Below are 21,958 nucleotides of genomic sequence, written 5' to 3'. Positions count from 1 at the left end.
GCCCTGCAGTGTGGAATGGACCTGCGCGCCACCGCCGGTGGCGTGCGGATCTCCCCGCGCGCCGGCGGCCTGTGCCAGAAGGGCTGGACCGCGGCGGCCCTGCTGGACTCACCGCGGCGGCTCACCACGCCGCTGATCCGCAGGGACGGCGAGCTGACCCCGGCCGGCTGGGACGAGGCACTGGACCTGGTCGCCGCCGAGCTGATCCGGTTGCGCGGCGAGTCCGGTCCGGACGCCAACGCCGTGTTCGGCGGTGGCGGCCTGACCAATGAGAAGGCCTACCTGCTGGGCAAGTTCGCGCGTGTCGCGCTGGGTACCTCGCAGATCGACTACAACGGCCGGTTCTGCATGTCCTCGGCCGCGGCCGCGGGGAACCGGGCGTTCGGGATCGACCGCGGGCTGCCGTTCCCGCTCGGTGACCTCACCGACGCCGACACCGTGTTGCTCGTCGGGTCGAACCCGGCCGAGACGATGCCCCCGTTCCTGCAGCACCTGCGTTCGGCTGAGCTGATCGTGGTCGACCCGCGGCGGACGGCCACCGCCGAGCGGGCCGCCCGCCACCTCGCCCCCGCGCCGGGCACCGATCTCGCGCTGGCGCTGGGAGTCCTGCACGCCGTCGTGGCCGACGGCCACCTCGACAGGTCCTATGTGGACAGCCGGACCATCGGGTTCGACGCGGTGTGGCGGATCGCCGCGGGCTGGTGGCCGGAACGGGCCGAGCGGGTGACCGGTGTCTCCGCCGCGGACCAGCGCTGGCTGGCCGCCCGGCTCGCCGCCGGAAACGCCTACATCCTCACCGCCAGGGGCACCGAGCAGCACTCCACCGGCGTCGACACGGTCAGTGGCTGGATCAACCTCGCACTCGCGCTCGGTCTGCCCGGCGGGACGCGATCCGGCTACGGCTGCCTGACCGGCCAGGGAAACGGCCAGGGCGGACGTGAGCACGGGCAGAAGGCCGACCAGCTTCCGGGGTACCGCCGGATCGACGATCCCGCCGCCCGCGCGCACGTCGCCCGAGTCTGGGATGTCAGACCCGAGGATCTGCCGGGTCCCGGCCGGTCCGCGTTCGAGCTGCTGGATGCCCTCGGTACCCCGGACGGACCCCGCAGCCTGCTGGTGTTCGGCAGCAATCCGGTGGTCTCCGCACCACACGCGTCTCGGATCTCAGACAGGTTGTCGGCGCTCGACCTCCTGGTGGTCTGTGACCTGGTGCTGTCCGAGACCGCCGCCATGGCCGACGTCGTGTTCCCCGTGACGCAGTGGGCCGAGGAGGACGGCACGATGACCAATCTCGAAGGCCGGGTACTGCTGCGCCGCCGCGCGGTCGATCCGCCGGACGGGGTACGCACGGACCTCGACGTGTTGTCTGGGATCGCAGACAGGCTGGGGCAGCCCGCCCATCGGTTTCCCGCCGACGCCGAGACCGTCTTCGCCGAACTACGGGAAGCCTCCCGCGGCGGGCTCGCCGACTACTCCGGCATCACCTACGAACGGCTTGCGGCGGGCGAACGGCTGCACTGGCCGGTCTTGGATACCAGACACCCGGGCACGCCACGGTTGTTCGCCGACCGGTTCGCCCACCCGGACGGCCGGGCCCGCTTCGTGCCGGTCGACCACACCGGGCCCGCCGAGCCGACGGACGCCGGTTTCCCGTTGCACGCCACCACCGGGCGGGTCCTCACGCAGTACCAGTCCGGAGCGCAGACCCGGCTGGTGACCGAGCTGAACGACGTCGCGCCGGAGGTCTTCGTCGAGGTACATCCGGACACCGCCGCCCGCGCCGGCCTGGCCGACGGGGACCTGGCGAAGGTGACTTCCCGCCGCGGCGAGACCACCGCCAGGGTGCGCTGTGTCGCCACGCTGCGTCCGGACGTGGTGTTCCTGCCCTTCCACTTTCCCGGTGCCGGGCGGGCCAACCTGCTGACCAACCCGGCGCTGGACCCGACCAGCCGGATGCCCGAGTTCAAGACCTGCGCCGTCCGGATCGGAGCCGACCGGTGAGCGCGCGCAGGGTCGTCGTGGTCGGTTACGGCATGGCGGGCGCCAGGCTGGCCGAGGAGATCCGCCGCCGCGACCCGGCCGGTGCCGTCGTCGACCTGACCGTGATCGGAGGTGAGCCGCGGCCTGCGTACAACCGGGTGCTGCTGTCCGCGGTCGTCGCCGGGACGATGACGCCGGACTCGGTCGCGCTGCACGACGAGGACTGGGCCGAACGACACCGCGTGGACCTGCGTCTGGGAACCCAGACAACGGGGATCGACCGGGACAACCGCGTCGTGCACCTGGCCGATGGGTCCACAGTGGACTACGACGTGCTGGTGCTGGCGACCGGCGCACGTCCCTGGCTGCCGCCGGTGGAGGGACTGGCCGACGCCGACGGCGTCGTGGCCTTCCGGAGCCTCGACGACTGCGACCGCATCCTGGCCGCCGCCCGGGTGGGCGCCCCCGTCGCGGTACTCGGTGGCGGACTGCTCGGCCTGGAGGCGGCCAGGGGACTGGCCGGCCGCGGCAACCTGGTCACCGTCGTGCACCCGGTCGGCCACCTGATGGAACGCCAGCTCGATCCCGAGGGCGGCCGGGTGCTCGCCGGAACGCTGGCCCGGCTCGGCATCGAGTTCCGCCTCGGGGTCACCGCGGCCCGTTATCTCCCCGGCGACGGGCTCAAACTCGACGACGGAACCCTGGTTCCCGCCGACCTCGTCGTCGTGTCGGCCGGGGTGCGAGCCGACACCGCACTGGCCGCCGGGGCCGGGCTCGACGTGGACCGCGGCATCCTCGTCGACGACGCCCTGCGCACCAGCGACGGCCGCATCCACGCGCTCGGCGACTGCGCCCAGCACCCCGGCACCGTCTCCGGCCTGGTGCAGCCGGCCTGGGAACAGGCGGCGGTACTGGCCGACCTGCTCACCGGAACCGACACCGCCGCCCGCTACCGCGGCACCCCGGTGGTGACCCGGCTCAAGGCACGCGACATCGACCTGGCCGCGTTCGGTGATCCGCACACCGCCGACCCGGCGGACGAGGTGGTCACGGTCAGCGATCCTGCCCGTGGCCACTACGCCAAGCTCGTCGTCCGCGGTGACCGCGCGGCCGGCGCCATCGTGCTCGGCACGCCGGCCGCGGCGGCGCGGCTGGTCCAGCACTACGACCGTGGCATCCCGCTGCCGGCCGACCGGCTCGGGACGCTGCTCGGCCGGGTCGGCGACGACACGGCACCCACGACCGACAACCCTGCCGACCTGCCCGCGTCGGCGGTGATCTGCCGGTGCAACTCCGTGACCAAGGGCCGTCTCGTGCAGTGCTGGCGCGCCGGTGCGACCGGCGTGTCCGAGCTGGCCGAGGCGACCCGTGCCACCACCGGATGTGGCACCTGTGCCGACACCGTGCGCGGCATCGCGGACTGGCTGGCCGAAACGTCCTGAAGGAGCGAGAACATGAGCAAGCGCTGGATCCAGCACTGGGATCCCGAGGACGAGGGGTTCTGGGAATCGAAGGGCAAGCGGATCGCCACCCGCAACCTGTGGTTCTCCATCCTCGCCGAACATGTCGGGTTCTCCGTCTGGACACTGTGGTCGGTCATGGTCCTGTTCATGGGACCGGAGTACGGGCTCACCGCCGCCGACAAGTTCCTCCTGGTGTCGACGCCGACCGTGGTCGGCGCCCTGATGCGGCTGCCCTACACGTTCGCCGTGGCCCGGTTCGGCGGCCGCAACTGGACGATCATCAGCGCCACGCTGCTGCTGGTCCCGACGGTGGCGGCCGCGATCGTGATGCAGCCGGGCACCTCGCTCGGCACGTTCATGCTGGTGGCCGCGCTCGGCGGCGTCGGAGGCGGCAACTTCGCCTCCTCGATGGCCAACATCAACACCTTCTACCCGGAACGGCTGAAGGGCTGGGCGCTCGGCCTCAACGCCGGCGGCGGCAACCTCGGTGTCGCGGCCGTGCAACTGGTCGGCCTGCTGGTGATCGGCACCGCGGGTGCGTCCGCGCCGCGGGTGGTGCTGTTCGTCTACATCCCGCTGCTGGTGATCGCCGCGGTCTGCGCCGCGCTGTACATGGACAACATCGCCAGCGTCCGCGGTGACACCGGCGCGCTGCGCGAGGTGGTGCGTGAGCCGCACTCCTGGGTCATGTCGCTGCTCTACATCGGGACGTTCGGCTCGTTCATCGGCTACAGCTTCGCGTTCGGCCTGGTGCTGCAGAGCCAGTTCGGCAGCACGCCGCTGCAGGCAGCCGCCGTCACGTTCCTCGGCCCGCTCATCGGATCGCTGATCCGGCCGGTCGGCGGCAGGCTGTCCGACCGCCTGGGCGGTGCCCGGGTCACCTTCGTGACGTTCGCCGGCATGGCCGCGGTGACCGTGGTGGCGATCGTGGCCTCCAACGCCGGTTCGCTCCCGCTGTTCACCGGCGCGTTCATCGCGTTGTTCGTCCTGTCCGGCGTGGGCAACGGGTCGACGTACAAGATGATCCCGGCGATCTTCGTCGCCAAGGCGGCGAACGCGATCGCCGCCGGCGGCGACCGGGAGGCCGAACTGCTCCGCTCGCGCAGGCTGTCCGGTGCGCTGATCGGTCTGGCCGGAGCGATCGGCGCGCTCGGCGGGCTGTTCATCAACCTGGCGTTCCGGACGTCGTTCGGCCAGAGCGGCAGCGGGGTTCCCGCGTTCGCCGGATTCCTGGCGTTCTACGGCCTGTGCGGCGTGCTGACCTGGGTGGTGTACCTGCGCCGCTCGGCGGCGACCGCCGCGACGCCGTCCCGGCTGGCCCTGGCGGGCGCCGATGTCTGAGACACGCAGGCTGGTCGTCGCCGGGCACGGCATGGTCGCGCACCGGCTGGTGGAGACCGTACGCAAGCTCGACACCGACGGGCAGTGGCGGATCACCGTGTTCGCCGAGGAGTCCCGCCCCGCCTACGACCGGGTCGCACTCACGTCCTATGTGGACGGCTGGGATGCCGGTGCGCTGGCCCTGCCCGGCGCCGACTACGCCGGTGACCCGCTGGTCGACCTGCGCCTCGGCGACCCGGTGCTGGCCGTCGACCGGGAGCGGCGGACGGTGCGCTCGGCGTCGCTGGAGCTGGGCTATGACGCACTGGTGCTGGCCACCGGCTCGGTACCGTTCGTCCCGCCGGTGCCCGGGCGCGACCTGCCCGGCTGCTTCACCTACCGCACGATCGACGACCTGGACGCCATCCGCGCCGCCGTCGAGCGGTCCGGCCGTGGCAGGCGGGCGGCACTGGTGGTCGGTGGCGGGCTGCTCGGACTGGAGGCGGCCAAGGCACTGCGGGACCTGGGTTTGTCGCCGCACGTGGTCGAGATGGCGCCGCGGCTGATGCCGCTGCAGGTCGACGACGGTGGCGGGGGACTGCTGAAGGACCTCATCACCGAGCTGGACGTCACCGTCCACACCGCAACGACCACCGAGCGGATCGAGGCCGACGGCGACCGGCTGCTGGCCACCCTGGGCAACGGCACCGAACTCGACCTGGACCTGGTGGTGTTCTCCGCCGGGATCCGGCCGCGCGACGACCTCGCCCGCGGCTGCGGACTCGACGTCGGGCCCAGGGGCGGTGTGCTGGTGGACAGCTCCTGCCGTACCGGGGACGAGGCCGTCTACGCCATCGGTGAGTGCGCCGCCGTCGAGGGATCGGTGTACGGCATCGTGGCCCCCGGCTACGCGATGGCCGAGGCGGTCGCCGCCCAGCTGCTCGGCGGGCAGGCTGCCGTCCAGGAACCGGACACGTCGACGAAGCTGAAACTGCTCGGCGTCGACGTCGCCAGTTTCGGCGACGCGCACGCGAGAACCGAGGGCGCCCGCGAGGTGGTGTTCGCCGACGCCGTCGCCGGCAGCTACCAGAAGCTGGTGGTCGACGCCGACCTGACGCTGCTCGGCGGCGTCTTCGTCGGGGACGCCAGCCGCTACCCACTGCTGCGCACGCTGGTCGGCAAGCCGCTGCCGGGCGACCCGGCATCGCTGCTGGCACCGTCGGGCGGTGGCGGCGTCGGCGTGGACGCACTACCGCCGTCGGCGCAGGTGTGTTCCTGCAACGCGGTCACCAAACAGGACATCACCACGGCGATCCTGGAGAAGGGCTGCTCCGACGTCGCGTCGGTCAAGGCGTGCACCCGTGCGGGCACCGCGTGCGGGTCCTGCGTCCCGATGCTGGGCAAGCTGCTCGACTCCTGCGGCGTTCAGCAGTCGTCGGCGGTGTGCGAGCACTTCGCGTTCTCCCGCAGGGAACTGTTCGAGATCGTCCAGGCCACCCGGATCACGACGTTCGGCGAACTGGTGAGCAAGCACGGCACCGGATCGGGCTGCGCGATCTGCAAGCCCGCGGTGGCCTCGATCCTGGCGACGCTGGGCAACGGCCACATTCTCGACGGCGAGCAGGCCGGGCTGCAGGACACCAACGACCGGTTCCTGGCCAACATCCAGCGCAACGGCAGCTACTCCGTCGTGCCGCGCATTCCCGGCGGGGAGATCACGCCTGCCCGGCTGAAGGTCATCGCCGAGGTGGCCGAGGAGTTCTCGCTGTACACCAAGATCACCGGTGGCCAGCGCATCGACCTGTTCGGCGCGACCGTCGACCAGCTGCCGCTGATCTGGCGCCGCCTGGTCGACGCGGGCTTCGAGTCGGGCCACGCCTACGGCAAGGCGCTGCGCACGGTGAAGTCCTGCGTCGGCTCGACCTGGTGCCGCTACGGCGTGCAGGACAGCGTCGGCATGGCGATCGAGCTGGAACTGCGGTACCGCGGCCTGCGCTCGCCGCACAAGATCAAGGCGGCGGTGTCCGGGTGTGCGCGTGAGTGCGCCGAGGCAAGGGGCAAGGACTTCGGCGTGATCGCCACCGAGTCCGGCTGGAACCTCTACGTCGGCGGCAACGGCGGCACGACACCGCGGCACGCCGAGCTGCTGGTGTCCGATGTGGACAGCGAGACGCTGATCCGCACCATCGACCGGTTCCTGATGTTCTACGTGCGCACGGCCGACCGCCTGCAGCGCACGGCGCCGTGGATCGAGGAACTGGACGGCGGGCTCGATCACCTGCGTGAGGTGATCGTCGACGACCGGCTGGGCATCTGCGAGGAGCTGGACGCGGCGATGGCCAAGCACGTCGACGGCTACGCCGACGAGTGGCGCGGAGTGCTGGAGGACCCGGAGAAGCTGGCGCGGTTCAGCTCGTTCGTCAACGCTCCCGGCACGCCCGACCCGACGATCTCGTTCCGGACCGAACGGGAGCAGCCGGTGCCGGTCCTGCTGGGTGTCCCGGAGGTACGGACATGAACGTCGTCCTGTGCGCGGCCGAGGACGTGCCGGTGGGCACCGGTGTCGCGGCCCTGCTGCCGACCGGTGAACAGGTCGCGGTGTTCCACTACGCCGACGGAGAGTTCTACGGCCTGGCCAACACCGACCCGTTCTCCGGCGCCGCCGTCCTGTCGCGCGGCATTCTCGGCGACCACGCCGGGACACCGGTGGTGGCCTCGCCCATGCACAAGCAGCGGTTCGACCTGCGGACCGGCGAGTGCGTCGACGACCCCGCGGTGCGGGTGCGGACGCATCCCGTCGAGGTCCGCGGCGGGACGCTGTACCTGGCGGGGCCATGACCGAGGTGTCGCCGCTGGCCGGGTACGCCATCGGGATCACCGCCGCGCGCCGCGCGGACGAGCTGGGCGCGCTGCTGGTGCGCCGCGGCGCGACCGTGCGGTACGGGCCGGCGATCCGGATCGTCCCGCTGGCCGACGACACCGAGTTGTACGCGGCCACCCGCAACCTGCTCGACCAGCCGCCGGACGTGGTCGTGGCGACCACCGGGATCGGCTTCCGCGGCTGGATCGAGGCAGCGGAGGGCTGGGGTCTGGGATCCGAGACACTGGCCGCGCTGGGCCGGGCCGCGGTGCTGGCTCGCGGCCCGAAGGCACGTGGTGCGGTGCGGGCGGCCGGCCTGGCCGAGCGGTACTCGCCGGCGTCGGAGAGCAACGCGGAGCTGCTGCAGTACCTGCTGGACTCCGGTGTGGACGGTCTGCGGATCGCGGTGCAGCTGCACGGGGAGCCGCTGCCCTACTTCGCCGAGTCGCTGCGGGCAGCCGGTGCCGAGGTGCTCGAGGTGCCTGTCTACCGCTGGGTCGGGCCAGCCGACCCGGGACCGCTGGACCGGCTGATCGACGCCGTGCTGGAGGGTTCCGTCGACGCGATGCCGTTCACCAGCGCGCCCGCGGCCGCCAGCGTGCTCGCCGTCGCGCGGCGCACCGGCAGGCACGCCGAGCTGGTCGACGCGTTCCGGCACCGGGTGCTGGTGGCCTGCGTCGGTCCGATCTGCGCCGGCCCGCTCGCCGCGCTCGGTATCCCGGTCGTGCAGCCCGAGCGGGCGCGGATCGGGGCGCTGGCCCGCACGCTGACCCAGGCACTGGTGGACCGCTCGCCCCTGCTGCGGGTCGCGGGCAGGCAGGTACAGCTACGCGGGCAGGCGGCCGTCGTCGACGGTGAGCTGTGCGGGGTGGCCCCGGCGCCGATGGCCGTGCTGCGGGCGCTGGCCGCCGAGCCCGGCCGGGTGCTCTCCCGGCGGGAACTGATCGCGGCACTGCCCGCCGGTGGCGAGGAGCACGCGGTGGAGACCGCGGTCGGGCGGCTGCGTACGGCGCTGGGGGAGGGGCGGATGGTGCAGACCGTGGTCAAGCGGGGGTACCGGCTGGCGGTGGAGAAGGAGACGGCGTGATCGTTCTGGTGGCACACGGAACCAGGGACCCGGCGGGCGCCGAGGTCAGCGAGCGGCTGGCCGCGCGGGTGCGGGAGAAGGGCGTACCGGTCCGGCTGGCCTACGCCGACGTGCGCGCGCCCGACGTCACCACGGTCTTGTCCGATGTGGACGGACCGGCGGTGGTCGTCCCGGCGTTCCTGGCCGCCGGCTACCACGTCCGGTCGGACGTTCCCGCTCAGGTCGCCGCGGCCGGCCGGTCCGATGTCTGGGTCTCCAGACACCTCGGCCCGGCGCCCGAGCTGGTGGACGTGCTCGCGCGGCGGCTGCGGCGGGACGGATACCGGCCCGGCGACCGGGTGGTGCTCGGCGCGGCGGGGTCCAGCGACCCGGTCGCGCTGGCCGACGTCGCCGTGGCCGCCCGCTCGCTGGCCGCCTGGCTGGGCACGCCGGTGCGGACGGCCTACGCCGCCACCGCCCGGCCGTCGGTCGCCGACGTGGTGGCCGAGGGCGGCCGGGTCGCGGTGGCGTCCTGGTTGCTGGCGCCGGGCCTGTTCCAGCGGCGGCTGCGGGAGTCCGGGGCCGCCGTGGTCACCGAGCCGCTCGGTGACCATCCGGCTGTGGCCGACCTCGTGCTGCGCCGCTACGCGGAGGCACTCGACGGCCAGCTCACCCGGACGTCGGCATAGCCCCGGGCCGCCGCCACCCGGGCCGCCTCCTCCTCGACGGCGGCGCGAACCCGCTTCGGGACGCTCCACAGTGGCGTGATCTGGAATCCCAGACGCTGCCCGGATGCCTTGGCACGCCAGGTGCCAGCGAGCTCACCATCGGCGAGCACCGCACCGGGGTTGCCGAGAATGCGCCAGATCTCCTTCCGGAAGCCGCGGTCGGGGACCAGCAGGGCACGGTCCTTGGCCTGCAGCAGCGGATCCTGTGGCGGCAGGAGCCGGACCAGGTCGGGTTCGGGCGGGTTCTCCAGCGCGTCGAGCCGGTCGGCGGGCAGGTACCGGCGCTTGCCGTCCACCCTGACCTCGGCGAGGCCGTCCGGCCACATCGCGCCGAGTTCCTGCCGGGTCGTGCCGACGAACCCGGCGGCCTCCGTCTGGCCGGCCGGACCGTGCAGCCGCAGGTAGGCGGCCACGATCGCGGTGGCTGCCACCGGGTCGGGTTCCAGGTCCGGCCGGTGCCCGGCCGGGGCGAGCGTCGCCGGAGTGGCGCCCGGCACCAGCCGCAGCCCGGCGTGCGGTGCGGCGACCCGCATCAGCTGTTCGGAGATGTGGGTGGCGCCGCAGCCGCGGCACCAGCCGGACAGCTCCGGCGGGATCCGCGCGGTGACCTCCGTGCTGGCCGCGCCCTTGGTCATCGGCGCGGTGACGACCTCGCGCAGTGCCTTCGCCGCGGTGGCCAGTGCGTCGGTCGCGCCTGCCTGGGACCGTTGCCAGAGCAGCCGGGCCCTGGCGTCGTCCTCCGACAGCGGTACCAGGCCCGCGACGACCCCGGGGAGGTCGGCGGCGCGGTGCAGGTGTGGTGCGCCTCGGTGCGTCCAGGCCAGCACGAACCGCGGGTCGTCGGCCAGCGCCTGCCCGAGCACGGGCTCGGGCAGGCGTGCCGTCAGCGCCAGCGCGGGCCCGCCGCGCTGGTTGTCCTGCACGCCGAGGTCGAACACCGCCAGGGCGGCCGGGTCCGTCCCGGCGCGGTGCAGGCCGTGCTCGGCGATGCGGTAGGCCAGCACCTGCGCCCTGTCCACGGTGAGCATGCCGCCTCCTGGACCTAGAACGAGTAGTCGAACGTGTACGGCATGTCCTTCTCGCCGTGCGTTCCGCCGATCGTGCCCGTTCCGGACAGCCCGGCCAACTCGCCGGTGCCCGAACCGGACAGCACGGTCCAGCGCCCGGCGATGCCGGTGGCGTCGAAGTCGACCACGTGCCGGATGACGAAGCTGCCCTTGCGGCCTGCCACGCTGCCCTCGATGCGTTCCAGCCCCGGCGACGGGTGGTCGCCGACGTAGCCCGCGCCGCTGTAGAACATCAGGTAGTCGACGGTGGACTCGCCCTCGATGACACCGGTGTAGGCCATGCGAGCCCTGGCGTGGGCGTAGCGGGGGCCGTTCTCCTCGCCGCTGACGACGTTCTCTTCCCAGCTGATCATGCGGTAGGTGTTCTCGCTCATGGGGACCACCATGTCGCCGATACCTGTCAGCCAGTGTCAGGTTTTTGGCGGATAATCGAGAACGTGCGTGCGAGCAGGCTGCTGTCGGTGCTGTTGCTGCTGCAGAACCGCGGCCGGATGACCGCCGACGAGCTGGCGGCCGAGCTGGAGGTCTCCGTCCGGACCGTGTACCGCGACATCGAGGCGCTCTCGGCCGCCGGGGTGCCGGTGTACGCCGACCGTGGCCGGACCGGCGGTTACCAGCTGCTCGGCGGCTACCGCACCCGGCTGACCGGGCTGAGCGAGGAGGAGGCCCGGTCGCTGGCGCTGGCCGGACTCCCCGGCGCCGCCGCCGAGCTGGGCCTCGGGACGGTGCTCGCGGCCGCCCAGCTGAAGCTCTACGCCGCGCTGCCGGAGCGGTTGCGGGAGGGCGCGGGGCAGGTCGCCGAGCGGTTCTACCTCGACGTCCCTGGCTGGCACCGCGGGATCGAGAGCCTGCCGTACCTGTCCGTGGTCTCCTCCGCGGTCTGGGATACCAGACGGCTGCGAGTCCGGTACGTGCGCTGGGGAAACCGCGAGGTGGAGCGCGTGGTCGACCCGCTCGGCCTGATCCTCAAGGCCGGGAACTGGTACCTGGCCGCGCGGTGCGACGGCACCGACCGCACCTACCGGGTGTCTCGGATACGAGACATCAGCGACACGGGCGAGACGTTCGAGCGGCCGGCGGGGTTCGATCTGGGGGAGTACTGGCGCCGGTGGTCCGAGCAGTTCGAGCGGCGGCTGTTCTCCCGGATCGCGGTGATCCGCCTGTCGCCACACGGGCAGGCGCTCGTACCGTTCTACACCGGTGTCGTCGGTGCGCGGGCGCTGCGTGAGTCGGCGGGGCCGCCGGACGCCGACGGCTGGGTACGGCTGGAACTGCCGGTCGAGCCGGGCAGGCAGGCCATCGGTGAGCTGCTGCGGTTCGGTCCGGACCTGGAGGTGCTGGAGCCCGCCGACCTGCGGGCGGAACTGGCCGAGGCGATCGCGGCGATGGGGAGACGGTATGTCTGAGATGCCAGACACGGTGGTCGGCGTGACCGCCGAGCGCCGGGCGGAGGAGTTCATCGCCGCCCTGGAGCGCAACGGCCTGACGGTGTGGCACGCGCCGACCATCCGCATCGTGCCGCTGGCCGGTGACGAGCTGCTGCGGCAGGCGACCGAGCGGCTCGTGGAGCGGCCGCCGGGCCTGCTCGCCGTCACGACCGGCGCCGGGTTCCGCGGCTGGGTGGAGGCGGCGGGCGAGTGGGGCCTCGCCGACAAGCTGCTGGCCGGGTTCGGGCAGGCCCGGGTCCTCGTGCGCGGCCCGAAGGCCCGCGGCGCGGTGCGTGGTCTCGGCCTGCGGGACGACTGGTCGGCGCCGGACGAGACGAACGCGGAGCTGTTCGGCACGCTGGCGTCGATGCTGACCGGCGACGAGCGCGTCGCCGTGCAGTTGCACGGCGTGCCGTTGCCGGAGCACACCGATCCGCTGGTGGCGGCGGGCGCCGACGTGGTCGAGGTGCAGCCCTACCGCTGGCAGTGGCCGGACGACCTGGAGCCCGCGCACCGCCTGCTCGACGGTGTGCTGGACGGGCGGGTGCGGGTACTGGCGTTCACCAGTGCCCCGGCCGCGGCCAACCTGCTCACGCTCGCCGAGCGCCGGGGACTGCTCGACGAGCTGCTGACGGCGTTGCGGGGTGACGGCGTGCTGTGTGCCTGTGTCGGCTCGGTGACCGCCGCGCCGCTGACCGAGCGCGGTGTGCCGACGGTGCAGCCGGAGCGTTCCCGTCTCGGTGCCCTGGTGAAGCTCATCGCCGCCGAGCTGGAGCGGCGCTCCTGAGTTCTCAGCGGGATTCGAGTAATTCGGCCAGCCGGAGGGTGTCCGCGAGGTAGCGCTCGTAGGGAAAGCCTGCCGCCACCAGTGCCGCGCGGAGCTCGTCGTAGAGCGGTTTCCCCGCCGCGTGGAAGGCTTTCCGGCCGGTGCCGGTGAGCTGGACCAGCCGCCGCCGCGCGTGTTCGGGGTCGACCGTGATGCGCACCAGGCCGTCCGATTCGAGCGGTCGCAGCGCCCGGCTGATCGCCGGATCGGACACCGACAGTGCCCTGGCGAGCTGGTGCTGCGTCGCAGGCTCGATGTCCTCCAGCGTGCCCAGCAGCCGTATCTGGCTGTAGGTCAGGCCGCCGAGGCCGTCCGTGCGCCGCCGGGCGGCCTCGCCCAGCAGCATGACCACGCGGTGCAGCAGGTCTGCGAGTTCGTCGTCCACGGCGCCACCTTACCTGAGTGTTGACATGTTAATATTAACTAGGTAAGACTGAAGTCATGGACAACCTCTCCTACCTCGCCCAGTCCGCCTTTCCTCTCGTCTGGATCCTGGTGCCCGCCATCGGGGCGTACCTGCGGGCCCGTCGCGCCCGGTCGCCCCAGGAGTCGCTGGAAATCTGGCAACGCTGGTGGGCCATCGGTGCCATGGGCTTCGGCAGCCTGTGGATGACGGTCGCGTTCCTCGCCTTCCCGGACGTCATGGCCACCGCCATCGGCTTCGACCGGACGCCGTTCATGTTCGAGATCGCCTTCGCCAACCTCGGGCTGGCCGTCATGGGGTTCCGGGCGGCGTCGGCATCGGCGCGCGAGCGCATCACCATCGGGCTCGGCGCCGGGATGTTCCTCTGGGGCGCCCTGGCCGGTCACCTGTACCAGTGGTTCGCCAACGGCGACCACGCCCCCGGCAACACCGGCGGTGTCCTGGTCACCGACCTGCTGATCCCGGCGGTCATGATCATCCTGGCAATGCGGTCCCGCCGCCTGGCGGCCGCGCCCAGGCCGGTCGCCCACGCTGCCTGATCCCGCTCGCCGAAGTGGGAGCGAGGGAGCTTTACGACCCTAAGACGGTAGTAAAGCTCCCTCGCTCCCTTACGGAAGTGGCACGTGGGGCTGGTGTGACCGCTGTGGCTCCGGGACCGCGGCTACGTGGTGTCACGAGGGGCACCTTGGTTGCGAGATTCGCCAGGTTGGTGCCGTTGGCTGCGGGTGTGGGTCTCGTTCGCGGTGACCGGGGTGCTGTTGTGGTGGCTGGGAGGGTGGGCACCCTGGGTTCGGGCGAAGGCCGAATTCTTGTCGTCTGGCGTGATGAAGGTGGCCTTCACGCGCGTCGCGGCCCGGTGTCGCCACCTCGATGAGCACAGCGGGCACAACAGGCACAACAAGCTCAGCAGCCTCACCGGCCACCACGAACGAGACAAGCCACCCGCACCGACTGTGCTGTGAAGGAGTCCTTCACGGCAGAGTCCGCTGGGCGCGCGGGGGTCAGAGGTCGTCGGCGGGCGTTTCGCCTGCCTCGAGCTTGCGGACGTTCTCCCGGCCGGTGTCCTCCTCGCTCTGGCCGACGCGCCAGTAGCCGGTGAACGTGATGGCCCGCTTGTCGACGGACCGTTCGCGCACCAGGTGACGGCGGGCGAGCTTCACCATGCCCGCCTCGCCGGACAGCCAGGCGTACGGCTCGCCCTCGGGGAACTCCAGCTCGCGCAGCGCCTCCAGGACCGCCTCGCCGTGCGGACGGCCCGCTCGGTGCACCCAGGTGACCCGCAGGTCCTTGCAGCGGGTGTCCCAGAGTTGCTCGTCGTCGGCGTCGTCGACCTCGATGAGCGCGCGAACGGGCACCTCGGGCGGCAATTCCTCGATGATCGCGCCGATCGCGGGCACCGCGGTCTCGTCGCCGACGAGCAGCTGCCAGTCCGGCGACGACGGCACGTACAGCGCGTGCGGCGGGTACAGGAACGCGACCTCGTCACCGGGCTGGGCCTGCAACGCCCAGCGTGACGCCGGGCCGGTGTCGCCGTGCAGCACGAAGTCGATGTCGATCTGGCCGTCCTCCGGACGCTGGCCGCGGATCGTGTAGGTACGCATCGGCGGGCGGACGTCGTCGGGCATCGCCAGGTAGGTGCGATACCAGGACAGCACGCCGTCCGGGTCGGCCGGCGGTGGCGTCGTGGGACGTGACTGGCCGGGCAGCGGGAAGAACACCTTGACGTACTGGTCCGGACCCGCCGGGCTGAACGATCGCAGGTCGTCGCTGAGAAAACTGATCCGCGTCATGTGCGGGGTCAGCCGCCGCACGGCTGCCACGTGGATCGGGTGATACGTCATGGTCGCCGTCATCGGCACCCCCAAACTGGCTGATTAGGCAAGGCTAACCAACCCTAACTGCTGCCGGGGTTCCAGCGATAGGTGCGCAAGTTCACTCGCTCGCCGTCGGCGAGCACGCCCTCGGCCCGCAGCAGCTCCAGCTGCCTGCGCCGGATGTGCGGGGCGGGCACTCCGCCTGCCCGCAGGATCCGGTGCCACGGGATGTCGGCGCCGTCCTCCGACAGCACCCGCCCGACCAGGCGCGGGGTCGACGCACCGGCGAGAGCCGCGATGTCACCGTACGTGGCCACCTTGCCCGCCGGTACGGCCGCGACACACTCCCGGATGCGCTCGTGCAGGGCCTCGTCCATGTGGACAACTGTGCACGAACGGTCAACTCGCGCGTAAGGGCGTGGCCCTCCGCGGTGTCGGAGGGTACGCGTGATTCCATCGCACATGTGAGCGGTCGGAGTTCCGGGGTGGTGGGCGCGCGGCTGGTGCGCCGGCCGGTTCACCCCGCGCCCGCACGCGAGTGGCCCGACGGCGCACGCCGGGTGATCGACGGGCCCGCCGGCTTCGTCCGGATCCTCGGCGGCCCGGGCACCGGGAAGACCACCCTGCTCGCCGAGACGGCCGCCGCCCGCGTGCGGTCCGGCGTGGACCCGGAGCGGCTGCTGGTGCTGACCACCTCGCGGCGCGCGGCCGAGTCGCTGCGGGCCGACATCACCGCGCGGGTCGCCACCGACAGCACCATCCGCGAACCCGTCGTGCGCACCGTCCACTCCTACGCCTACGCCATCCTGCGCCTGCAGGCCAGCGCCGACGGCCTCCCGCCGCCGCGGCTGCTGTCCAGTGCCGAGCAGGACGTCGCCGTGCGCGAGCTGCTCGCCGGCGACCTGGAGACCGGCGCCGCCGACTGGCCGGAACAACTGCGGCCGGCGCTGTCCGTCCCCGGCTTCGCCGAGGAGCTGCGGGACCTGCTGCTGCGCGCGGCCGAGCGCGGGCTCGGCCCGGACGACCTGGTCAAGCTGGGCCGTCACCACGGCAGGGAGCAGTGGGTCGCCGCGGGCAAGTTCTGGCGGCAGTACGAGGAGGTCACGCTCCTGCAGGCGGCCGGCGGGCACGCGATGGCCCTGCCCGGCGCCCCCGCCTACGACGCCGCCGAGCTGGTGGCGATGGCCCTGTACGCACTGGACTCCGACCCGAGCCTGCTGGCCAGGGAACACCAGCGCATCCGGCACCTGCTGGTCGACGACGCCCAGCACCTGGACCCGCTGCAGCACCGCCTGCTGCAGCGCATCGGGTCGGCCGCGGACGACTTCCTGCTCGCCGGCGACCCGGACCAGTCCATCTTTTCCTTCCGCGGCGCCGATCCCGGGCTGCTGGCCGACGCCGACCCCGGCGGTGACCGGACGGTCACGCTGCGTACCACGCACCGGCACGCCACGGCTGTGCTCGCCGCACTGTCCCGGATGCGGGCCGGGCTGCCCGGCCCCGCCCGTCCCGTCCTGCTGCCGGCGCGCAACCAGGAGGAGGGCACGGTCAAGGTCCGGCTGCTGCCCACACCGGCCGCCGAGGCGGGCTGGGTGGCCGACCAGCTGCGCCGCGCCCACCTCATCGACGAGGTGCCGTGGTCGGAGATGGCCGTGCTGGTCCGCTCGCCCACCCAGTCGTTCCCGGTGCTGCAGCGGGCCCTGCGCGCGGCCGGGGTCCCGATCGGCTCCACCGCCGAGGAACTGCCGCTGGCCCGCCAGCCCGCCGTCCGGCCGCTGCTGACCCTGCTCGCGGCCGCCGCCGAACCGTCCACACTGGACGCCGACCGCGCCGAGCTGTTGCTGTCCTCGCCACTGGGCGGCGCCGATCCGCTGGCCCTGCGCAGGCTGCGCCGCGGCCTGCGCAGGCTGGAGCTGGCCGCCGGTGGCGAACGGTCCAGTGACGAGCTGCTCGTCGAGGCACTGCTGGGCAACGACGTCCTCGCCGGCCTGGCCGACGCCGAGGCCGCACCGGTCCGCAGGGTCGGCACGCTGCTCGCCACCGCCCGCGAGTCGATCGCCAGGGGCGCGGGCGTCGAGGACGTGCTGTGGGAGATCTGGCAGGGCAGCGGCCTGGAGGCCAGGCTGCTGCGGATGACCGCCCGCGGCGGCTCGCTGGGTGAACGGGCCGACCGCGACCTCGACTCGGTCGTCGCCCTGTTCCATGCGGCCGGGCGATTTGTCGACAGGCTGCCGCGGTCGACCGTCACCGCGTTCACCGAGTACCTGTCCGCCCAGCAGATCGTCGGCGACAGCCTGGCGCCGACCGCGCAGCGTTCCGACGGCGTCGCGCTGCTCACCGCGCACGGTTCGGCCGGCCGGGAGTGGACGGTGGTGGCGGTCGTCGGCGCGCAGGAGGGCAGCTGGCCCGACCTGCGCCTGCGCGGCTCCCTGCTGGGCGTGGAGCGGCTGGTCGACCTGCTGTCCGGAGTGGACGACGACACCACGTCGGCCCGCGCGCCGCTGCTGGCCGAGGAACGCAGGCTGTTCGCCGTCGCGGTCGGCCGTGCCAGGAGAACGTTGCTGGTCAGCGCCGTCGCGGGGGAGGACGAGCAGCCCTCGCGGTTCATCGACGAGGTCGACCCGCGTGGACCCGACGAGTCCGCCGCCGACCCCCGGCTGCGGTCGGAGGGGCGCGGCCTGGTGCTCGCCGAGCTGGTCGGCTCGCTGCGCAAGGCCGTCTGCGACGCCTCGACCGAACCGAAACGCCGCGACCTGGCCGCCCGCCAGCTCGCCCGGCTGGCCGCTGCGGGCGTGCCGGGCGCCCACCCGGACACCTGGTACGGCGTGGTGACGCCGTCCACCGACGTCGCGTTGTTCAGCCCCGGCGAGGTGGTCAGCGTGTCGCCGTCCACCGTCGAGGTGCTGGCCCGCTGCCCGCTGCGCTGGCTGCTGGAACGCCACGGCGGCAGCGATCCCGCCCAGCTCGCCGCCGTCACCGGCACGCTCGTGCACGGCCTGGCGCAGGCGGCCGCCACCGGCATGGGCCACGACGAGCTGCGCCGCGCACTGGACGAGGCGTGGACCCGCGTCGACGCCGGGGCGCCCTGGTTCTCCCGCAGGGAACGCCGCCGGGTCGAGGCCATGCTGGAGAACTTCCTGACCTGGCTGCGGGGCAGCCGTTCCGAGCTGACCCAGGCCGCGGTGGAACGCGACATGTCGGTCGAGCTGCCCGCCGAGAGCGAGGACGAGCTGCGGGTGCGGCTGCGTGGCCGGGTCGACCGGCTGGAGACCGACAACGAGGGCAGGGCGGTGATCGTCGACCTCAAGAGCGGCAAGGTCCCGGTCAGCGCGGCCGACGCCGAGAAACACCCGCAGCTGGCCGCTTACCAGCTGGCCACGCTGCTCGGGGCGTTCGGCGAGGGCGTCGAACCCGGCGGCGCGCGGCTGGTCTACGTCGCCAAGAGCAACAACAAGACCGGGGCCGCCGAGCGCCTGCAGGCGCCGCTGGACGCCGAGTCCGGCCCGCAGTGGCTCGACCTGGTGCGCACGGCGGCGGCGTCGGCGACCGGGCCGGACTACACCGCCACCGAGACGCCGGACTGCCCACGCTGCCCGGCCCGCTCGGCCTGCCCGCTGCGCCCGGAGGGACGGCAGGTGACCGGCCCGTGACGACGCTCGAACGCCCGCAAGTCCAGGTGAGCCCAGCCGAGGTCGCGTCGGCGCTCGGGCTGCACCCGCCGACGCCGGAACAGGCCGCGGTCATCGCCGCGCCCACCGAACCCGCGCTCGTCGTCGCCGGTGCGGGCGCCGGTAAGACCGAGACCATGGCCGCGCGGGTGGTGTGGCTGGTGGCCAACGGCATCGTCACCCCGGAACGCGTGCTGGGCCTGACGTTCACCCGCAAGGCCGCCCGCCAGCTCGGCGAGCGGGTGCGGGCCCGGCTGCGCAGGCTCGCCGGATCCGGGCTGCTGGACCGCGTCGACCCGGGGGGCGGGCTGCGGGCCGCGGTGCTGGCCGGGGAACCGACCGTGCTCACCTACCACGCCTACGCGGGCAGGCTGCTCGGCGAACACGGCCTGCGGCTGCCCGTCCAGCCGGGCGCCCGCATGCTCACCGAGACGGCCTCCTGGCAGCTGGCACACCGCGTCGTGTCCACATGGGACGGTGATTTGGAGACGGACAAGGTGCCGGTCACCATCACCGGGCACCTGCTCGCGCTGGCCGGTGAGCTGGGCGAGCACCTGGTGACGCCGGAACAGCTGACCGCCTACACCGAGCGCCTGTGCGAGATCGTCGAGAACGCGCCCCGCGCCAAGGGGCAGCGGGCCGGGTTGCCGGTGAAGATCCAGGAAATGCTTGCCGCGCAACGGTTCCGGCTGTCACTGCTGCCGCTGGTCGACGGCTACCGGCAACGCAAGCGTGGGGAGGGCGCACTGGACTTCGCCGACCAGATGTCGCTGGCCGCCCAGCTCGCCGAGGCCTACCCCGAGGTCGCCGCCGGTGAGCGGGAACGCTACGGCGCCGTGCTGCTCGACGAGTACCAGGACACCGGTCACGCCCAGCGGGTGCTGCTGCGGTCGCTGTTCGGCATGGGCGGTGAGCCGATGCCGGTGACCGCCGTCGGCGACCCGGCGCAGGCCATCTACGGCTGGCGTGGCGCGAGCGCGGCCAACCTGCCCCGGTTCACCACCGACTTCCCGCGCGCCGGGCGGCGGCCTGCCGCCGAGTACGGCCTGCTCACCAGCTTCCGCAACCCGCCGGAGGTGCTGGCGCTGGCCAACGGCATCGCCGAACCGCTGCGCGCCGCCGGTCTCGGCGTCGAGCGGCTGCGGGCCCGCGACGGCGCGCCGCCCGCGGACATCGAGTGCGCGCTGCTGGCCGACGTGCGCACCGAGCGGACCTGGCTGGCCGACGCGCTGGCCCGGCGCTGGTTCGCCGAGCTGGAGTCGGCCGGGCGGCCGCCGACGGCCGCCGTCCTGGTCCGCAGGCGTGCCGACATGGCACCGATCGCGGCCGAGCTGCGCGATCGCGGCATCCCGGTCGAGGTGGTCGGTCTCGGTGGCCTGCTCGACGAGCCCGAGGTGGCCGACCTGGTCGCCACCCTGCGGGTGCTGGCCGACCCGCTCGCCGGAACGGCCGCCGCCCGGCTGCTCGCCGGAGCCCGGTGGCGCATCGGCGCGGCCGACATCGCCGCGCTGTGGCGCAGGGCCGTCGAACTCGGCGGCGGGCAGCCGCTGCCACCGGCCGACAGCCCGATGCTCGTCACCGAGCGCATCGAGCAGACCGGGCTGGTCGACGCACTGGACGACCTGGGCGACGCGGCGAACTACTCGGCACAGGGCTACCAGCGGATGCGCAAGCTGGCCGCCGAGCTGACCGCGCTGCGGCGCAGGCTCGACCAGTCGCTGCCCGAGCTGGTGGCCGACGTCGAGCGCACCATGCTGCTCGACGTCGAGTCGCTGGCCCGGCCCTACGTCGCCGGCCGGGCGCACCTGGACGCGTTCGCCGACGTGGTCACCGAGTTCGCCGAGTCCTCGCCGACCGCGACGCTGATGTCGTTCCTGGACTACCTGTCCACGGCGGAGCACGCCGAGGACGGCCTGGCGCCCGGCGAGGTCGAGGTGGTTCCGGACCGGGTGCAGATCCTGACCGTGCACTCGGCGAAGGGTCTGGAATGGCAGATCGTCGCCGTGCCGCACCTGGTGCGCGAGGTCTTCCCGAGCAAGCGGCGGTCGTCGTCGTGGCTGCGGACCGTCCAGGACCTGCCCGCCGCGCTGCGTGGTGACTCGGCCGACCTGCCCAGGCTGAACCTGCACGGTGGCGAGGACCGCAAGGAGGTCCTGGCGGAACTGGAGGCACACGAGGCCGGGTTCGCCGAGCGGGAGGCCGGTGAGGAGCGGCGGCTGTGTTACGTCGCGCTGACCAGGTCGGAGAAGTCCCTTTTGGTGTCCGGGCACTGGTGGAACGAGACCAGCGCACAGCCGAAGGGGCCGTCGGAGTTCCTGACCGAGATCGTCGAGCTGATCCGCGAATCCGAACAGGACAGTCCACTGGGGACGATCCCGGAGTGGGCGGAGCAGCCGGGGGAGGACGAGGAGAACCCGCTGACCGCGCAGACCCGGTCCGCCGCCTGGCCCGCCGATCCGCTGGGGGAGCGCCGCGACGCCGTCACCGAGGGCATGGAGCTGGTCCGCGCTGTGCTGGCCGCACCCGCCGAGCAGCTCACGCTCGCCATGGCCGCCGAGCCGGACGAGGAACCCGAGGACGACCCGGACGGCTGGATCGTCGACACCGACGTGCTGCTGGCCGAGCGGGCCAGGGCCGCCGCGCAGACGGTGCGGGTCGAGCTGCCCGGCCAGCTGTCGGTGAGCCAGCTCGTCGAGCTCGCCGCCGACCCGGAGGCGCTGGCCGCCCGCCTGCGGCGGCCGTTGCCCGCGCCGCCGAACATGTTCGCCCGCCGCGGCACCGCGTTCCACGGCTGGCTGGAACGCCGCTTCGGCGCCGACCGGCTGCTCGACTTCGACGACCTGCCCGGCGCGGCCGACACCGACCCGGCCGACGACACCGAGCTGACCCGGCTGCAGGAGGCGTTCGAACTCAGCGAGTGGGCCACCCGCAACCCGCACGACGTCGAGGTTCCCTTCTCCACCGACGTCGGCGGCGTGACCGTGCGCGGCCGGATGGACGCCGTGTTCGCCGACCCCGACGGCGGCTGGACCGTCGTGGACTGGAAGACCGGCGCCGTGCCCGACGCCGACCGGCTGCCCGCGCTGTCGGTGCAGCTGGCCGCCTACCGGCTGGCCTGGTCGGCGCTGGCCGGGGTGCCGCTGGAGCGGGTGCGGGCCGCGTTCCACTACGTCCGGCACAACCACACGGTCGCCCCGGTGAACCTGCTCGACGCCGACGGCCTGCGGGCCCTGCTGGCCGAGGTGCCATCCGGGTAACGGCCGGGTCGACTACGCTTCGGCGCGTGATCAAGCGGCTCCCGTTCGGCGACCGGCT

The 21,958-nt window shown here is 73.1% G+C and carries 17 protein-coding genes; 12 read left to right on the top strand and 5 right to left on the bottom strand.

All coding sequences use genetic code 11. The features are described from left to right. Positions 1-15: 15 nt before the first annotated feature. From EWH70_RS16830 to EWH70_RS16800, 7 genes are read left to right on the top strand one after another with little or no spacing between them, the layout of a single operon-like run. Positions 16-2,001, top strand: coding sequence for a molybdopterin oxidoreductase family protein (locus EWH70_RS16830; protein ID WP_130476611.1), 1,986 nt, complete (start codon positions 16-18; stop codon positions 1,999-2,001). Next, positions 1,998-3,422: an FAD-dependent oxidoreductase gene (locus tag EWH70_RS16825; protein ID WP_130476367.1), complete on the top strand. Its 1,425-nt coding sequence runs from the start codon at positions 1,998-2,000 to the stop codon at positions 3,420-3,422. The genes EWH70_RS16830 and EWH70_RS16825 overlap by 4 nt, the downstream gene beginning before the upstream one ends. A gap of 12 nt (positions 3,423-3,434) precedes the next feature. Further along, positions 3,435-4,784, top strand: coding sequence for a nitrate/nitrite transporter (locus EWH70_RS16820; RefSeq protein ID WP_130476366.1), 1,350 nt, complete (start codon positions 3,435-3,437; stop codon positions 4,782-4,784). Continuing rightward, complete coding sequence (gene nirB / locus EWH70_RS16815; RefSeq protein WP_130476365.1) at positions 4,777-7,281, top strand: nitrite reductase large subunit NirB; 2,505 nt, start codon at positions 4,777-4,779, stop codon at positions 7,279-7,281. Before EWH70_RS16820 ends, nirB begins: the two co-directional genes overlap by 8 nt. Further along, positions 7,278-7,601, top strand: a complete 324-nt coding sequence (nirD, locus tag EWH70_RS16810; protein ID WP_130476364.1) for a nitrite reductase small subunit NirD — start codon at positions 7,278-7,280, stop codon at positions 7,599-7,601. Before nirB ends, nirD begins: the two co-directional genes overlap by 4 nt. Further along, positions 7,598-8,710, top strand: coding sequence for a uroporphyrinogen-III synthase (locus EWH70_RS16805; RefSeq protein WP_130476363.1), 1,113 nt, complete (start codon positions 7,598-7,600; stop codon positions 8,708-8,710). Before nirD ends, EWH70_RS16805 begins: the two co-directional genes overlap by 4 nt. After that, positions 8,707-9,378 (top strand): sirohydrochlorin chelatase, encoded by a 672-nt coding sequence (locus EWH70_RS16800; RefSeq protein ID WP_130476362.1) that lies wholly within the window; start codon positions 8,707-8,709, stop codon positions 9,376-9,378. The genes EWH70_RS16805 and EWH70_RS16800 overlap by 4 nt, the downstream gene beginning before the upstream one ends. On the opposite strand, the gene EWH70_RS16795 is transcribed toward EWH70_RS16800, so the two are convergent. Beyond that, the gene (locus tag EWH70_RS16795) at positions 9,333-10,445 is read right to left on the bottom strand and encodes a DNA glycosylase AlkZ-like family protein (protein ID WP_130476361.1); all 1,113 of its coding nucleotides are present in this window, start codon (positions 10,443-10,445) and stop codon (positions 9,333-9,335) included. The two genes, EWH70_RS16800 and EWH70_RS16795, sit on opposite strands and share 46 nt — an antisense overlap. Before the next feature lie 14 nt (positions 10,446-10,459). Beyond that, positions 10,460-10,858, bottom strand: coding sequence for a DUF3224 domain-containing protein (locus EWH70_RS16790; RefSeq protein WP_130476360.1), 399 nt, complete (start codon positions 10,856-10,858; stop codon positions 10,460-10,462). A 63-nt stretch (positions 10,859-10,921) separates the two neighbouring features. On the opposite strand from EWH70_RS16790, the gene EWH70_RS16785 reads away from it, so the two are divergent. Next, complete coding sequence (locus tag EWH70_RS16785) at positions 10,922-11,890, top strand: helix-turn-helix transcriptional regulator (RefSeq protein ID WP_130476359.1); 969 nt, start codon at positions 10,922-10,924, stop codon at positions 11,888-11,890. Beyond that, positions 11,883-12,698 (top strand): uroporphyrinogen-III synthase, encoded by an 816-nt coding sequence (locus EWH70_RS16780; protein ID WP_130476358.1) that lies wholly within the window; start codon positions 11,883-11,885, stop codon positions 12,696-12,698. The genes EWH70_RS16785 and EWH70_RS16780 overlap by 8 nt, the downstream gene beginning before the upstream one ends. Before the next feature lie 4 nt (positions 12,699-12,702). Here EWH70_RS16780 and EWH70_RS16775 read toward each other — a convergent pair whose 3' ends face one another. Further along, positions 12,703-13,122, bottom strand: a complete 420-nt coding sequence (locus EWH70_RS16775; RefSeq protein WP_130476357.1) for a MarR family winged helix-turn-helix transcriptional regulator — start codon at positions 13,120-13,122, stop codon at positions 12,703-12,705. A 56-nt stretch (positions 13,123-13,178) separates the two neighbouring features. Between EWH70_RS16775 and EWH70_RS16770 the strand changes: the two genes are divergently transcribed. Next, positions 13,179-13,700, top strand: a complete 522-nt coding sequence (locus EWH70_RS16770) for a DUF6790 family protein (protein WP_130476356.1) — start codon at positions 13,179-13,181, stop codon at positions 13,698-13,700. 462 nt (positions 13,701-14,162) lie between these two features. Here EWH70_RS16770 and EWH70_RS16765 read toward each other — a convergent pair whose 3' ends face one another. Continuing rightward, positions 14,163-15,014 (bottom strand): siderophore-interacting protein, encoded by an 852-nt coding sequence (locus tag EWH70_RS16765; RefSeq protein WP_240687026.1) that lies wholly within the window; start codon positions 15,012-15,014, stop codon positions 14,163-14,165. Positions 15,015-15,055: 41 nt separating this feature from the next. Next, positions 15,056-15,352 carry an MGMT family protein gene (locus EWH70_RS16760; RefSeq protein ID WP_130476355.1) on the bottom strand — a complete coding sequence of 99 codons (297 nt, stop codon included), beginning with the start codon at positions 15,350-15,352 and terminating at the stop codon, positions 15,056-15,058. Positions 15,353-15,439: 87 nt separating this feature from the next. Here EWH70_RS16760 and EWH70_RS16755 point away from each other — a divergent pair, with 87 nt between their 5' ends. Further along, complete coding sequence (locus EWH70_RS16755; RefSeq protein ID WP_420809069.1) at positions 15,440-18,625, top strand: ATP-dependent helicase; 3,186 nt, start codon at positions 15,440-15,442, stop codon at positions 18,623-18,625. Beyond that, positions 18,622-21,900, top strand: a complete 3,279-nt coding sequence (locus tag EWH70_RS16750; protein ID WP_240687025.1) for an ATP-dependent helicase — start codon at positions 18,622-18,624, stop codon at positions 21,898-21,900. The genes EWH70_RS16755 and EWH70_RS16750 overlap by 4 nt, the downstream gene beginning before the upstream one ends. Positions 21,901-21,958: the final 58 nt, after the last annotated feature.

The sequence above is a fragment of the Amycolatopsis suaedae genome (assembly GCF_004214935.1).
GTDB classification, from domain to species: Bacteria; Actinomycetota; Actinomycetes; order Mycobacteriales; family Pseudonocardiaceae; genus Amycolatopsis; species Amycolatopsis suaedae.
The sequence above is the reverse complement of the archived record's forward strand: the minus strand, read 5'-3'. Positions and strand labels throughout refer to the sequence as shown.

Bases quoted from the DNA above. Each gene is read 5' to 3' on its own strand.
- EWH70_RS16830 (WP_130476611.1), top strand. From the start codon at position 16: ATGGACCTGCGCGCCACCGCCGGTGGCGTGCGGATCTCCCCGCGCGCC.
- EWH70_RS16820 (WP_130476366.1), top strand. From the start codon at position 3,435: ATGAGCAAGCGCTGGATCCAGCACTGGGATCCCGAGGACGAGGGGTTC.
- nirB (WP_130476365.1), top strand. From the start codon at position 4,777: ATGTCTGAGACACGCAGGCTGGTCGTCGCCGGGCACGGCATGGTCGCG.
- nirD (WP_130476364.1), top strand. From the start codon at position 7,278: ATGAACGTCGTCCTGTGCGCGGCCGAGGACGTGCCGGTGGGCACCGGT.
- EWH70_RS16805 (WP_130476363.1), top strand. From the start codon at position 7,598: ATGACCGAGGTGTCGCCGCTGGCCGGGTACGCCATCGGGATCACCGCC.
- EWH70_RS16795 (WP_130476361.1), bottom strand. From the start codon at position 10,445: ATGCTCACCGTGGACAGGGCGCAGGTGCTGGCCTACCGCATCGCCGAG.
- EWH70_RS16790 (WP_130476360.1), bottom strand. From the start codon at position 10,858: ATGAGCGAGAACACCTACCGCATGATCAGCTGGGAAGAGAACGTCGTC.
- EWH70_RS16780 (WP_130476358.1), top strand. From the start codon at position 11,883: ATGTCTGAGATGCCAGACACGGTGGTCGGCGTGACCGCCGAGCGCCGG.
- EWH70_RS16770 (WP_130476356.1), top strand. From the start codon at position 13,179: ATGGACAACCTCTCCTACCTCGCCCAGTCCGCCTTTCCTCTCGTCTGG.
- EWH70_RS16765 (WP_240687026.1), bottom strand. From the start codon at position 15,014: ATGACGGCGACCATGACGTATCACCCGATCCACGTGGCAGCCGTGCGG.
- EWH70_RS16760 (WP_130476355.1), bottom strand. From the start codon at position 15,352: ATGGACGAGGCCCTGCACGAGCGCATCCGGGAGTGTGTCGCGGCCGTA.